This window comes from Desulfonatronum lacustre DSM 10312, assembly GCF_000519265.1.
GTDB classification, from domain to species: domain Bacteria; phylum Desulfobacterota; class Desulfovibrionia; order Desulfovibrionales; family Desulfonatronaceae; genus Desulfonatronum; species Desulfonatronum lacustre.
Genome location: NZ_KI912608.1, coordinates 1,942,193 through 1,955,735, shown reverse-complemented (window position 1 = coordinate 1,955,735; position 13,543 = coordinate 1,942,193). Strand labels below are relative to the sequence as shown.

Annotated in this window: 12 protein-coding genes; 9 read left to right on the top strand and 3 right to left on the bottom strand. The window is 58.1% G+C overall.

Annotation, left to right across the window (positions count from 1 at the left end; translation table 11 throughout):
• Position 1: 1 nt before the first annotated feature.
• On the top strand, positions 2-1,570 hold the full coding sequence (locus tag DESLA_RS19655) for a response regulator (protein WP_051434538.1): 1,569 nt from the start codon (positions 2-4) through the stop codon (positions 1,568-1,570).
• Between the two features lie 124 nt (positions 1,571-1,694).
• On the opposite strand, the gene DESLA_RS0109195 is transcribed toward DESLA_RS19655, so the two are convergent.
• Genes DESLA_RS0109195 through DESLA_RS0109185 form a run of 3 tightly spaced genes read right to left on the bottom strand, consistent with a single transcriptional unit; the run spans position 1,695 to position 4,625 of the window.
• Positions 1,695-2,552, bottom strand: coding sequence for a glycine betaine ABC transporter substrate-binding protein (locus tag DESLA_RS0109195; RefSeq protein WP_035261618.1), 858 nt, complete (start codon positions 2,550-2,552; stop codon positions 1,695-1,697).
• Between the two features lie 35 nt (positions 2,553-2,587).
• Positions 2,588-3,415 carry an ABC transporter permease gene (locus DESLA_RS0109190; RefSeq protein ID WP_035261617.1) on the bottom strand — a complete coding sequence of 276 codons (828 nt, stop codon included), beginning with the start codon at positions 3,413-3,415 and terminating at the stop codon, positions 2,588-2,590.
• On the bottom strand, positions 3,408-4,625 hold the full coding sequence (locus DESLA_RS0109185; RefSeq protein WP_028572224.1) for a quaternary amine ABC transporter ATP-binding protein: 1,218 nt from the start codon (positions 4,623-4,625) through the stop codon (positions 3,408-3,410). Before DESLA_RS0109185 ends, DESLA_RS0109190 begins: the two co-directional genes overlap by 8 nt.
• An 890-nt stretch (positions 4,626-5,515) precedes the next feature.
• Here DESLA_RS0109185 and DESLA_RS21690 point away from each other — a divergent pair.
• The 8 genes from DESLA_RS21690 to DESLA_RS0109145 all read left to right on the top strand — a co-directional run bounded on the left by DESLA_RS21690 (position 5,516) and on the right by DESLA_RS0109145 (position 13,282).
• Positions 5,516-6,199, top strand: a complete 684-nt coding sequence (locus DESLA_RS21690) for a GAK system XXXCH domain-containing protein (RefSeq protein ID WP_051434537.1) — start codon at positions 5,516-5,518, stop codon at positions 6,197-6,199.
• Positions 6,200-6,252: 53 nt separating this feature from the next.
• The gene (locus tag DESLA_RS0109175; protein ID WP_028572223.1) at positions 6,253-7,413 is read left to right on the top strand and encodes a hypothetical protein; all 1,161 of its coding nucleotides are present in this window, start codon (positions 6,253-6,255) and stop codon (positions 7,411-7,413) included.
• Positions 7,414-7,521: 108 nt separating this feature from the next.
• Positions 7,522-7,803 carry an amphi-Trp domain-containing protein gene (locus tag DESLA_RS19645; RefSeq protein ID WP_051434536.1) on the top strand — a complete coding sequence of 94 codons (282 nt, stop codon included), beginning with the start codon at positions 7,522-7,524 and terminating at the stop codon, positions 7,801-7,803.
• A 6-nt stretch (positions 7,804-7,809) separates the two neighbouring features.
• Positions 7,810-9,456: a phosphate signaling complex PhoU family protein gene (locus tag DESLA_RS0109165; RefSeq protein ID WP_028572222.1), complete on the top strand. Its 1,647-nt coding sequence runs from the start codon at positions 7,810-7,812 to the stop codon at positions 9,454-9,456.
• A gap of 54 nt (positions 9,457-9,510) precedes the next feature.
• Positions 9,511-10,386, top strand: coding sequence for a GAK system ATP-grasp enzyme (locus DESLA_RS0109160; RefSeq protein WP_028572221.1), 876 nt, complete (start codon positions 9,511-9,513; stop codon positions 10,384-10,386).
• Entirely contained in the window at positions 10,383-11,531 is a 1,149-nt protein-coding gene (locus DESLA_RS19640; protein ID WP_051434535.1) for an HprK-related kinase B, read from the top strand. The genes DESLA_RS0109160 and DESLA_RS19640 overlap by 4 nt, the downstream gene beginning before the upstream one ends.
• Positions 11,532-11,546: 15 nt before the next feature.
• Entirely contained in the window at positions 11,547-12,752 is a 1,206-nt protein-coding gene (locus tag DESLA_RS0109150) for a GAK system CofD-like protein (protein ID WP_028572220.1), read from the top strand.
• 158 nt (positions 12,753-12,910) lie between these two features.
• Entirely contained in the window at positions 12,911-13,282 is a 372-nt protein-coding gene (locus tag DESLA_RS0109145; RefSeq protein ID WP_028572219.1) for an amphi-Trp domain-containing protein, read from the top strand.
• The last annotated feature ends 261 nt before the right edge of the window (positions 13,283-13,543 follow it).

Here is a 13,543-nt window from a genome sequence, read left to right as displayed (position 1 = left end):
AATGTCCGTGTTGCGCGTACTGATCGTTGAAGACTCCGAAGACGACGTGTTGCTGGTTGTCCGGGCCTTGAAAAAGGCCGGGCTGGAGCTGGTCCATAAGCGGGTGGAAACGAGGCAGGCCATGCAAGACGCCTTGGGATCGGAGCCCTGGGACCTGATCGTTTCCGACCACGTCATGCCCGAGTTCGATTCGTTCCAGGCCCTCGACGTTCTGAAGCGCAGCGGCCTGGACATCCCGTTCATCCTGGTTTCCGGGAGCATCGGCGAGGAGATGGCCGTGGAGACCATGAAGGCCGGGGTGCATGATTTCGTCATGAAGGACAAGCTGGCCAGGCTCGCGCCGGCGGTCATGCGGGAACTTAAGGAGGCGGAGAACCGTCGGGACAAGAAAGCCGCTCACGAGGCTCTGGTGGTGGCCAAAAAGGCGGCCGAGGCCGCCAACGAGGTCAAGAGCGCGTTTCTTGCGAACATGAGCCATGAGATCCGCACGCCGCTCAACGGAATCATGGGCCTGTTGCAGTTGATGCAAACCACGCCGTTGGACCCTGATCAAAAGCGCTTCATGGGGTTGGCCTTGACCTCGGCGGAGCGCCTGGCCGCGCTGCTTTCGGACATTCTGGACATTTGCAGCATCGACTCGGGCCAGGTGGAAGTTCATAAGGACCGGATCAATCTTCGGGACGTGGCGGATTCGGCCATGGATTTGTTCTCACTGCCGGCCGAAGAGAAGAACATCCGTCTGGAAGGACGGTATGATCCGGCCATTCCGGCCACTCTGCTGGGCGACGCGGTCCGGGTGCGCCAGATTCTTTTCAACCTGATCGGCAATGCCGTGAAGTTTACTGAAAAGGGACTGGTCCGCGTGGACGTCGCGCCGGTGGGGATGAATCGGGGAAATCGGCTGCGCGTGCTGATTTCGGTGTCCGACACCGGGATCGGCATGCAGGAGGACCGACTCGATGATCTGTTCAAGCCGTTCGTACAGCAGGACTCCTCCATCACCCGCAAATATCAGGGCGCGGGGCTGGGATTGACCATCGTCAAGCGGCTGGTGGATTTGATGGAGGGAAACCTTTCCGTGGAGAGCGTTCCGGGAGAAGGCTCTACGTTCCATGTGCTTTTGCCGCTCATGATGCCCGAAGGCGGTACCGGGGATCTGGATCGTCCAGGAACATGGCCCGGAGAAAAGAAAGGAGGGCTGAGCATCCTTTATGCCGAGGACGATCCGGCCAATCAGATCACCGTGCGGTTGTTGCTGGAGCGTGTCGGACATCACGTCGCTGTGGCCGAGGATGGTCGAAAGGCCTTGGACCTGCTGGCAACGGACAATTTCGATTGCGTCCTGATGGACGTGCAAATGCCGCAAATGGACGGCATTGAGACCACGAAAGCCATCCGAACCTGGGAAAGCCTGCGACGCATCAAGGACATTCCGATTATCGCGCTTTCCGCCAAAGCCATGCCCGGGGACAGGGAGAGCTTCCTGAACGTGGGGATGAACGACTATCTGGCCAAGCCGGTCCGGATCGAGGACTTGGAGGAAATGGTCAGGCGGCATTGCGGGAGATGAGAACCGTTCTTTTCGGGTGAAGTTTTGGCGATGGCTTTAGGGGCCGGCACGGAGACGCGCCGCGCAAACAAAAAGGCCGCCCAATGGGCGGCCTTTTTGTTTGTTCGTATAAGAGGCAAGGAGTCTATTTCTTCCAGCTCTCGAACTGCTCCGGGTTTTCGCGCAGAAAACGCTTGGCGTTTTCCAGGCGGTCCGCGCCGGATTCCTGGTTCCAGGCCATGATCATCTGCAACTGGTTGGGGCTTTCATAGGCGAAGTTCTTCAGGAAGTTGTAGACTTCCGGCTTGTCTTCCTCAAGGCCCTGGCGGACGATGGTGTGGATGCTTTCTTCGCCGCCCAGGATGCCCTTGGGGTCGTCCAGGTACTTCAGATCCCAGACGCCGAACATCCAGTGCGGGGACCAAGCTGTGACGACCACCCATTCATCGCGGTCCACGGCGTTGCTCAGGGCCCCGGTCATGGTGGCGTCGCTGCCTTCGATCAATTCAAACTTGGTAAGACCGTATTCACGCACCGCGTCTTCGGACAGGCGCATCAGGCCGGCGCCCGGATCGATGCCGATGATCCGACCGTTGAACTTGTCCGCATGGTCGTTCATTTCAGCGATGGAGTCGATGGTCACGTAGGAGGGTACGGCCCAACCCAGCTTGGCGCCGCCGACAATGGGGCCCAGGTCTACCACGGAGTCCTTGACTCGCTCGTAGTAGTCGGCGTGGGTCACGGGCAGCCAGGCGGTGACCATCCCGTCCACGTTGCCGGTGCCCACGGCCTGCCACATGGCCGCGGCGGCCACGGGTAGAATTTCCACGTCATAGCCCATTTCTTCCAGAGCCGCCTGGACCACGTGGGTGCTGGCCGCGGCGCAGTCCCATTCCACGTAGGCGATACGCACGGACTTGTCCTGAGCGGACGCCGTACCGGCGGTCACCAACAGAATGACCGACAGGGCCAGCAGGATGCGAAACAGTTTTTTACTCATCATGATAAAACCTCCTTGGTTTCAGATTAGGTTGAGGGTTAGTTTTTCTTGGTGCCGAAGTGCTGCAGGACGCGGTCCAGGATGATGGCCACGATCACGATGCCCAGACCGGCTTCGAAGCCGCTGCCCATCTGCAGACGCTGGATGGCCCGCCAGACCTCGCCGCCCAGGCCCCGTGCGCCGATCATGGCCGCGATGACCACCATGGAAAGGCCGAGCATCACGGTCTGGTTGACGCCGGCCATGATGGTCGGCGTGGCCAGGGGCAGTTGCAGCTTGAACAGCTTTTGCCACTTGTTGGAACCGAAGGCGTCGGCGCATTCCACCAATTCGCGCGGCACCTGCTTGATGCCCAGGCAGGTTAGACGAATGGCCGGGGGCATGGAGAAGATCACCGTGGCAAAGATGGCGGCCACCTTGCCCAGACCGAAAAAGGGGATCGCCGGGATCAGGTAGACGAAGGCCGGCATGGTCTGCATGACGTCCAGAACCGGCTGCACGACCCGGTTCACGCCGCTGTGCAGGGCCGCCAATATCCCGATGGGAATGCCGATGCTCAGGGCGGTCAGGGTGGCGATGAGCACCAGGGTGATGGTGCTCACCGTGGGCACCCACAACCCCATGTTCCAGATCAGGGCCAGGCCCAGCAGCGTAAAGATACCGATGCCTCGTTTCTTGGTCAGCCAGAAAGTCAATCCGGCGGCAAGCAGAATGAACAGCCAAGGCGGCAGGAACAGCAGGCCGTTTTCAATGGCCCGGATCACGATCTCCATGACCCTGGTGAAGGCGATGGTCAGAAAGGAGAAGTTGGTGACCAAAAAGTCGATGATCGCCTCAATGGTCGCTCCAATAGGTATTTTAGGCATCGTTGTTCCTCCCACGTTCGGCCAAGGCCGCCAGCAATGACCCGCGAATGATCACTCCCATCAGTCTGCCGTCAGTGCCGACGACCGGCAACGGATGGGGCAGGTTGGCCATGATCGGAATCAGGTCCGCGGCCGGGGTGTCCGGGGGAACGCTGACGAAGTCGGTCTGCATGATGTGGTGCAGCTCGGTCTCGCCGCGTTTGGTGGCCTCGGAAGCCTCGTCGGCCGTGACGTAGCCGATGACCTTATGTTTTTCATCGTGGACGAAAATCTGGGACAGCCCCTGCTTCTGCATGAAGCGGAGCGCGGATTTGGGTCCGTGGGCCGCGAGAAAGACCACGGCCTTGGGCTTGATCATCACGGACTCCGCGGTGAGTACCTTGGTGATGTCCACGTTTTCCACGAAGCGGGAAACGTACTCGTTGGCCGGGTTGGTCAGGATTTGTTCCGCAGTGCCGATTTGGACGATGGCTCCGTCTTTCATCAGTACGATCCGGTCCCCGAGCTTCAGGGCTTCGTCCAGGTCGTGGCTGATGAACAGGATGGTCTTCTGCATCTTGCTTTGCAGATTGATCAATTCGTCCTGCATGTCCCCGCGGATCAGGGGATCCAAGGCGCTGAAGGCTTCGTCCATGAGCAGGATGTCCGGATCCAGGGCCAGGGCCCGGGCCAGTCCGACGCGCTGCTGCATGCCGCCGGAAAGATTGACCGGGTAGTAGTCTTCCCAGCCTTTCAGGCCAACCTGCTCCAGGGCGATCATGGCCTTCTCGCGCCGTTTGGCCGGGTCCATGCCCTGGATTTCCAGGCCGTACTCGGCGTTTTGACAAACCGTGCGATGGGGAAACAGGGCGAAATTCTGAAAGACCATGCCCAGCTTGGTCAGCCGGACCTGGCGCAACTCGTCCATGGACAGGGTGGTGATGTCCTGATCGTCGATCAGGATCTTGCCGGCGGTGGGCTCGATCAGGCGATTGATGCACCGGACCAGGGTCGACTTGCCGCTGCCGGAAAGCCCCATAACCACGACGATCTCTCCGGGGGCCACGGTAAAGCTGGCATCCGCCACGCCCACCCCGCACCCGGTCTTTTCCAGAATCTTGTCTTTCCCGACCCCGGACTGAAGCAGCTTCAAGGCTTCCTTGGAGTTGGAGCCGAAAATCTTCGTCAGGTGCTCGACGCGAATTTTCGGTTCCCGGGTGGTTTCTGACATGAAAGCGTCCTCTGTTGTTGGATGATGAAGAACAGCCGTCTGGCTACGTTATCTCAGTAAATTACATCAAACATGGTGGTTCGTCAACATGAATTTCACTATTTTGAAAAACTGAAAATCCGCGATTCGCAAAAGAGATAAGAAAGGGGAAGGAAAACCAGCATACGCAAAAAAAAATTGCGATTTTTTTTGAGGATAGTGAAAGAAGTATTTTGGCTATTCTTGAAATGTGAAGCGAACGGTATTGTATTTATGTCTATTTCATTGCGTGTCAAATTTATATATGTATTTACCAGAGTATTTTTTACTATTTGTGGGTTAATAATGCGTCATTACCGGTAATTTTGTTTGCTCTTGTGGTGAGCAACTTTGCTTTTAGGAAGTTTTTGTTTTTATTTGTGGAGAATTGCCGTGTAATTGGTCGCTCCCGTCAAGAAGGGTTCGGTAGGGGCCTCGCTGAGCCGATGACGCGAAATTGTCGTATTCGTTGGGTATGTTTTTGTTTTCTGATTTTTGCGGATGGCTACATGGTGGGGCCAGTGGGGGCGTTGGGAATTGCTCTTCCCGCAGCGCGCGCGACAGAAATATTCGACCGGCGAGCCTTGGATTGACGACGGACGGCATCAGGGGAATACTCGTCACGGATTTTAATCCGCATTCGACGACAAAACGGAGCATGCCATTCAGGTCATTAAATGGGACACGCCATCAAATCGTCTGGAAATTGTAACATGATCGTCATGCAAACCAACCCTTCCAAGGGCACTCTCCATCTGCCTCGCACCTCCATTCGAAAAGGTCCGTCGCGTTCAGCGTCCTGAGCGCGACGGGCTTTTTCTTTTTGAGTTCTTGGCGCGTACGGAGTTTTAAAGGGATAAACAGGAGGTTCCATGGAACGTGAAGACAAAATGAAGATGACCTGCTCCCCGGAGCAGTTAGCGGAAATTCTGCGTAGCATGGCCGATGCCATGGAGCGGGGACGGTTGAGTCTGGACACCATGGAACTCGCCTGGAACTCAGTGGAGAAGATATCGCTGACTATTCGCAACGCCGCGGGCATGGCGGATGTGAAGATCCGGATTTCATCCGGTGATCGCACGTTCGATCTCCCCGATGACCTGGAAGAAGTCGAAAGTGTTGCTGGTAACGGATTGGATGCCCAGCCCCGTGATTTGGAGCAGGACCAGGGCCAGACTCAGGACCAGGACCAGGACCAGGACCAGGACCGGACCGGGGAGGCATTTGAGGTGCAAGTATCGGGCATGCCCCAAAAGCTCGGCAAACCCGGCGGGAGCTATGGTTCCTTGAAAAAACGGATGAAGAAGTCGTTCAAGAACATCATGTACTCCCTGCATGAAAACAGTTGGCCGTCCCAGATGGATATCGACGAATTCCTGCGCGACTCCGCGGACATGGTCCGGTATCCGGGCAAGGGTGATGAATTCTATTCCGCCTACACCGAGGCCGTGGCCGCATTCGCCGACGCGGTTCAGCGCAAGGATCTGGAGGCCGCGTACCAGGCGACGCACGTGCTGAACACGCTCAAGACCCAATGTCACAAGAAGTACGATTGACCGGAAAGCACGAGCAAAGGGAGGGCGCGATGTTGGCCGTGAAAAGTAGGAAAATGGAAATCGTCAAACGGGACGACTCCAAAATGGTGGTGAAGAGTTTGGAGTATCCGCCGCGATTGACCGAGGCGGACGTTGCGTGCTTCCGTGCGATCACGTCCCAGGAACTGACCCCGGAGCAGGTGCGGCGGATCGTTACCCCGCTGGAGGTGCTGCCCCGGCAGGACGAGGTGTTGGCCATTCATTGGCACCCGGAGTACGTTCCCATGGATCTGATTCGTAAACGGATCGAGGGCACCTTTCCCAGCAAGGCATGCGAATTGATCATTCCCACCCAGCACAACGTGCTCATGGAGTACGGTGACTACTCCGGGGTGGAGGTGGACTGCTATTCCCACGGCTTCCAGCGCAAGGTCCAGCTGTTGCTGCACTTCCGGACCAGCAGGCTGGAATCCGCGGACGTGTTCAAGTCCATGCTGGACCACACCTTCCGGTACCGTTCCGGCCAGTTGTACGCCTTTCTGGACATGGTCACCAACACCAAGTTCGAGGACTATTTGCAGTTGGCCGCCGAGGAAACCGGAGTGGACGAGGACGTGGTCCGATTTTCCCGGATACAGGCCATGAAGCTGCGAATGCTCCTGGACGAACATGAGCAGAGCCTTCCCCGGGACATGATCAAGAACAAGCTGATCCGGGAGTTCATCACCGCCCAGGCGGACCTTTATCCCGAATCCCTGGTCCACCGGGCCCAGGTGTTCCTGAAGACCGTCAAGCGTATGGTCAAGGAAAATTTCAGCCCGACCTATTTTTACCGGACCTCCGAGTTTATCGAGGAAGCCAGGGCCTTGGGTGGTGGCGTGGTGGTTCCGCACCCGGAGCAGTTCTGGCCGATTCTGTTGGCGGATTACGACGTGGACGGCTACGAGGTCTGGAATCCTCAGTCCCAGGAGTACACCGAGTTCCTGGTCAACGTGATCAACCGGCAGAACAAGAGCCGGGGCGTGGACGACCGCTCCTTGCTGGTGTTCATGGGCGACGACACGCACATGACCGAAAAGCTCAAGGACCCCGCCCAGGCCGAAGCTGAAAAGTACTATCGGGACATCGGCGTTCAGCCGGCCTGGGACGACCTGTCCATCCGCAAAAGCCTGATCGTGGGCAATGCCAGCCGGGCGCGGAGCATTGAGGAATATCGAGCACGACTGGATGGGTGAGAAAGAGAGACAGAAGTCGGAATTCAGGAGTCAGGAGTCGGGGGGCAGGAGGCAGATTTCCCAAGGCTGGAGTTTGGGCATTGCAACTACAATAAAGCGAGAACGAACATGGCGGATGAAAAGTTTCGGCACGAATCCTTGCAGGACAAGGAATCCATCGGCAAGTATCTCAATGCGCTCAGCGACGGCTTCCTGAACGGCAAGCTGCAATTTTCCTGGAAGGACAAGCGCTTGGTTCTGGAACCACAGAGCCTGATCAAGTTCGACGTGGAGACCAAGAAAAAGGACGGCGAGGTGAAGATGGTTTTGCGTTTTCGCTGGGAGCAGGCCTCGGAGAGCAGCATGTTCGTGGATGGTCCGCTGGTTATTGAAGCCAAGGAAAAAGGCTAGGCATTCATGCACGCTTTCGAGGGACTGGAGCAGAAAATCCAATTCATGGTTTTGGAAGTGGCCAAACAGGTGGACGAGACCCTGAAGGTGCTGGTCGCGCCGGAAGCCGCGAACATCGAGAAGGTCGCCTCCCGGGACGACTATATCGACAACTTCAAGAGCGTCATAGAAAATACCTGTTTTTCACGGCTGCACAGCCAGGCCCATCTGGATAAGGCCGGGATCGACTTTATCCGCGCCGTGAACATCATCAGCAGCAATCTGGAGCGGATCAGCGATTTTTCCGTGAATATCGTCCGCCAGGTGCAGTATCTTTCCGATCCTCGCTTCCTGGATCAGTACGAATACCGGCCGTTTTTTCGTCAGATTCTCGGGGCTCTGGACATCGTGGTCCGCGCCCTGTTCCACCGGGACCTCTCCCTGGCCTTGCGCATCTGCCGGTCCGAATTCATCCTGGACAAGCTCTACAAGCACAATTTCGACACGATCATCTCCCAGCTTCAAGCCCGCCGCGCGACCCACAACCTGATCACCACCTTGTTCATCTTTCGGTATCTGGAGCGGATGGGGGACTCTTTGCTGAACATCGGGGAGGCGGTGATCTTTTCCGTGGTCGGCGAGAAGCTGAAGATCAACCAGTTTCAGGCCCTGCGCGAATCCCTGGACAACCTGGGGTTCGACCTGCCGATGCGGGAGGTGGAGTTCGAATCCATTTGGGGAACCCGGTCAGGCTGCCGGATCGGGAAGGTTTCCAGCGACGGCCAGGGCGATTCCACCGGGGTCATCTTCAAGGAAGGCAAGTTCAAGAAGATCGCCCAGGAAAGGGAAAACATCCAGATATGGGAAGCGATTCTGCCCGGCCTGACGCCCAAGGTGTTCGGGTTTCAGGAAAGCCGGGACAACGCTTCGATCCTGTTGGAGTTTTTGACGGGATGCACGTTTCAGGAAATCGTCTTCAACGACGACAAGGAGACGTTCGAGGACGCGTTTTTTCTGGTTCAGGAAACCGCGACCATGATCTGGCAGAAAACGCTCCAAACCAGAGAGCTTCCCTGCACGTTCATCGAACAGTTGTTTTCCCGCGTCGAGGACGTTTTCGTGGCCCATCCGGAATTCAACGCGCCCCAGGTACAGTTCTGCGGCCTGAAGGTTCCTTCGACCATGGAACTGCTGGAACAACTGCGCGAAGTGGAAAGGAAGGCAACCTCTCCGTTTACGGTGTTCATTCACGGGGACTACAACAGCAACAACATTATCTATACTCAGAAAGAGCAGCGCATTCACTACATCGACGTCCATCGCTCCAAGGACGGGGATTATCTGCAGGACGTGTCCGTATTTCTGGTGTCCAACTTCCGGATTCCGATTTTCGACAAGGTCGTTCGATGCAAGCTGAATCAGGTCGGCCTGCACTTTCTGCATTTTGCCCGACAATTCGCTCGGGAGCACCAGGATGCGACCTTTGAAATCCGCCTCGCTCTGGGCTTGATCCGTTCCTTCATCACCTCGACCCGGTTCGAATTGAACGAGGAATTCGCTGCGAGCATGTTCGTCAGGGGAATTTATCTCGCCGAACTGGTCCTGGCCCATCGCGGCAAGCCCTGGGAGACATTCAAGGTGCCGGATCACATCCTGCGGTATCGGTATTATTGACCTGGGCCGGTGGTTCCGAACCCGAAACTCCATCAGAAGCAAAAGGAAAGACGCATGCAACGGATAGCGGTCATCGGCAATCCCGGGAGTTGGTCTACGGAGAAGCTGGCCGACGCTTTTGAGGCCAGGACCGGTTTTCGCCGCGTCGTGGACATGGCCGGGGTGCATATGGACCTGGACAGCGGACGGATGTGGTTCAACGGTGAAGATCTGTCGACCTTCGACGCCTTGACCGTGAAGAAGATCGGCCCGGTCTATTCGCCGGACATGCAAGACCGTTTGAGCCTTTTGGAGCTGCTGGCCCGGAACGGGACGCCCATCTTCTCCAACCCGACCGCCATCCTCTCGGCCCTCAATCGTCTGAGCTGCACCGTGATCCTGCGGGCCGGAAACATGCCCATGCCGCCGACCACCATCACCGAGGACGTGGAAGCCGCGGTGGAGGCCGTGGAAACATACGGGAGGGCCGTTTTCAAACCGCTCTACACCTCCAAGGCCCGGGGCATGGAGGTGATCCAGGCCGACCCCTCATGCCGGGAGCGGATCATTCGCTTTCAACAACAGGGCAATCCCGTGATGTACATCCAGAAAATGTTGGAAACGCCGGGCAAGGATCTAGGCATCGTCTTCCTGGGGGGAGAGTATTTCGGGACGTATGCCCGGCAGAGTTCCGGGGCCTGGAACACGTCCACGTCCAGCGGAGGCAAGTACGCGGGCTATGAGCCGGGCAAGGAGGTCATCGATCTGGCCTGGACGGCCCAGAACCTGTTCAAGCTGGACTTCACCTGCGTGGACGTGATGGAATCCAAGGACGGACCGATGATCTTCGAAGTTTCGGCCTTCGGCGGTTTTCGCGGCCTGCTTGAGGCCCGGGGCCTGGATGCCTCGGTGCATTTTGCGGAGCACGTCCTGAATCGGGTGCAATCATGAGCACTGTTCCGGCTGAAAGCCTCCGCGTCGAACTCCTGGAACGAATCGCCGAAGTCGATGCCGGAATAGACGCCTGGGCGTCGCTGCGGCTGCGCTTCGGAGACTGCCGGATCGCCGTGAGGGCGAACAATCCCGCGTTGGTCACGAACCTTACGCGCTACTACAGGGATTTTCTGGACCGGGGCAAGGACTTCGGAAGCGGCGATGCTCCGGACATGACCGTGACCGCCCTGGAGACGGATGTTTGGAATCCAGGCCTGCCGTGGATGGCCAAGCAGCCTGATCCGGGCAAGACCAAGATCAAGGAAGAGTATCAGGATCTGCCCTTTGAGGATGGAGAGGGGCGGTTCGTCCGCAAGCGCCTCACCGGGATGCTCTTTTATTTCGACCGGGAAACGCATCTGGCGGTCGGCCCCTGCCTGGCCAACGACAACCAGGTGATCAACTTCATCAACAGCCGCTTCATCCAGTGGATGCTGGATCGAAACAGCCTGCTCTGCCATGCGGCCGGGGTTTCCCTGAACGGCAACGGTCTGGCCCTGGCCGGTTTTTCCGGGATGGGCAAGTCCACTCTGGCCCTGCATATCATGCGCCGCGGCCTGGACTTCGTCAGCAATGATAGACTGTTGATCCAGGACGCCGGATTGGATCCGCTTCAGGGCGGCCCGATCATGCACGGCGTGGCCAAGCTTCCCCGTGTCAATCCGGGAACGATTCTGGGCAACCCCTCTCTGTCCGGACTTTTGGACGCTTCCCAGAAGGAAGCGTACGCCCGGATGGAGCCGGACGAGCTGTGGAACCTCGAGCACAAGCACGACGTCTATCTGGATGAATGCTTCGGCCAGGGCAAATTTCTCGACTCCGCCCGGATGGTCGGCTTGGTGATCCTGAACTGGAAACCCAAATATCCCCGCACCTCCCTGGAACTGGTGGATCTGGCCCAACGCCCGGAACTGCTGGACACGGTGATCAAATCCCCGGGCCTGTTCTTCCTCTCCCGGCCCGACGTCGCATACCGTTTCCAGCCTGAGAGCTATCTGGATATGTTTAAAAAATGCACGGTATTCGAGGCCCGGGGCGGAGTGGACTTCGACCATGTGGCCGATGCCTGCGTCCACTATCTGGGGCAGCAGGGAGAGGGGTGAGGAGGGAGTTCACCAGTGCAACACATCCGTATCTCCCGAACCGCGCTGATTCCTGACGAGCTGCGCCTGGCCCGGTACCTGAAGGCGCCGGAGCTGGGACCGCGGGTGCTGTTTTTCAGCGGCGGCACGGCATTGAACCCCTTGAGTCGGGAGCTGGTTCGCTACACGCACAATTCCATTCATCTTGTCACGCCCCTGGATTCCGGGGGCAGTTCGGCCAAGTTGCGGGAAGCTTTCCGGATGCCCGCGGTGGGGGATCTGCGCAGCAGGTTGATGGCCCTGGCGGACCAGAGCGTGAAGGGCAACCCGGAAGTCCGGGAGCTGTTCGCCCACCGGCTGGCCAAAAGCGCCGCCCCGGAGGAACTGCGTTACAGCCTGGAACGGCTGGTTGCGGGCCGGGGCGCTCTGGTACGGCGCATCCCGGACCCGATGCGCAAGATCGTCCGCAATTATCTGCGTATTTTCCAGGAAAAGATGCCGGAGGATTTCGATCTGCGCGGGGCCAGCATCGGAAACCTGATCCTGGCCGCCGGCTACCTGACCAGCCAACGGCGCATCGACTCGGTGGTCTTTCTGTTTTCCAAGTTGGCCGAGGTTCGCGGCGTGGTCCGGCCGACCATGAACCGTTATCTGCACCTGGCCGCGGAACTGGAAAACGGTGAGATCATCGTCGGCCAGCATTTGCTCACGGGCAAGGAAGCACCGCCCATCACCTCCAGGGTCAAGCGGGTTTGCATTCGTTCCGGAGATACGCGGGGCGAGCCGGTTCGGGTGGCCATCCGCGAGAAGGTGCGCAACCTGATCCGTCAGGCCGATCTGATCTGCTTTCCCATGGGCAGCTTCTATTCCAGCCTGATCGCCAACCTGCTGCCTGACGGCGTAGGGCAGGCCATCGCCGAGAACGACTGCCCCAAGGTCTACGTGCCCAATGCCGGGATGGACCCGGAACAGTTCGGGATGACCCTGGCGGACAACACCGCTGCCCTGTTGCATTACCTGCGCCGAAGCTGCGTGGCCGACCTGCCCGTGGAGCGGCTGCTGAACCTCGTACTCCTGGACTCCCGCGACGAGAGCTACGCTCAGCCCGTGGACGTGGCCGCCGTGCGGGATCTGGGGGTCGATGTTTTACGCATCCCGCTGGCCGGAAGCGACCCCGGCGCGTCCTCGGCAGCCCTCCTGGACGGAGACAGGGTGATTCGGAGCTTGTTGTCCCTGATCTGATTACTTGAAAGACTGCAGCGACACTTATTTTCGGCATGCGATGTCTTTTTTTCAGGACTCAAGCCAATGATATGCCTCAATCCGGTGGTTGAAACCACCGGATATACTTCTCCCTTGCAGGGAAATGGAACAACAACCAACAATCAGAGGAGCCGGCCATGTCGAAAAAAGAAGTGAAGTTGAAAGGCGTGATGGACGTCAACCAGGTGGTGACCTATCTGGAGGATCTGGCGAATTCCTTGAAGGAGGGCAAAATCTGCGTCCAACAGGGCGAGCAGTTCGTGACCCTTTGCCCGGACAAGATGGTGGACGTGGAGGTCAAGGCTACCGCGAAAAAAGGGAAGGAAAAATTCGAGATGGAGCTGGCCTGGTACCGGGAGGTTCCCCAGGAGATGAGTATTTCCTCGGATGAACCGGAACAGGACGCCGAAAATGAAGGATCGTCGCTCGCGGTCAGCGGTCCGGTGATCGAAATGCCGGAAGTCCAGGACATGGATTCCGACGACGAAGGCAAGACAGCCCGCAGCTAGCCGAGCCTCGCTGGAAGAACGATGCGTGAGCCGGAGGCTTTGCCGGGCCGGTTTCGTCATCCTTTCCGAACGCCGAAGCGGCCTCCTATACGGGGGGCCGCTTTTTTTGGGAGGTGCGCCCCGGTAGGGCGCATCCACTTGATCCGCCACACCTGTTTGCTCGGTTGCCTGATGCCAACCTCACGTGTAAGAAGAGGTGAGGAAAACGGCTGGGTTCAGCCGCTATTTTGCTTTTGGAGAAATCGTGGGAGACGGCGCCAT

Coding starts and splice junctions, on each gene's coding strand:
- DESLA_RS19655 (WP_051434538.1), top strand. CDS start 2: ATGTCCGTGTTGCGCGTACTGATCGTTGAAGACTCCGAAGACGACGTG.
- DESLA_RS0109195 (WP_035261618.1), bottom strand. CDS start 2,552: ATGATGAGTAAAAAACTGTTTCGCATCCTGCTGGCCCTGTCGGTCATT.
- DESLA_RS0109190 (WP_035261617.1), bottom strand. CDS start 3,415: ATGCCTAAAATACCTATTGGAGCGACCATTGAGGCGATCATCGACTTT.
- DESLA_RS0109185 (WP_028572224.1), bottom strand. CDS start 4,625: ATGTCAGAAACCACCCGGGAACCGAAAATTCGCGTCGAGCACCTGACG.
- DESLA_RS21690 (WP_051434537.1), top strand. CDS start 5,516: ATGGAACGTGAAGACAAAATGAAGATGACCTGCTCCCCGGAGCAGTTA.
- DESLA_RS0109175 (WP_028572223.1), top strand. CDS start 6,253: ATGGAAATCGTCAAACGGGACGACTCCAAAATGGTGGTGAAGAGTTTG.
- DESLA_RS19645 (WP_051434536.1), top strand. CDS start 7,522: ATGGCGGATGAAAAGTTTCGGCACGAATCCTTGCAGGACAAGGAATCC.
- DESLA_RS0109165 (WP_028572222.1), top strand. CDS start 7,810: ATGCACGCTTTCGAGGGACTGGAGCAGAAAATCCAATTCATGGTTTTG.
- DESLA_RS0109160 (WP_028572221.1), top strand. CDS start 9,511: ATGCAACGGATAGCGGTCATCGGCAATCCCGGGAGTTGGTCTACGGAG.
- DESLA_RS19640 (WP_051434535.1), top strand. CDS start 10,383: ATGAGCACTGTTCCGGCTGAAAGCCTCCGCGTCGAACTCCTGGAACGA.
- DESLA_RS0109145 (WP_028572219.1), top strand. CDS start 12,911: ATGTCGAAAAAAGAAGTGAAGTTGAAAGGCGTGATGGACGTCAACCAG.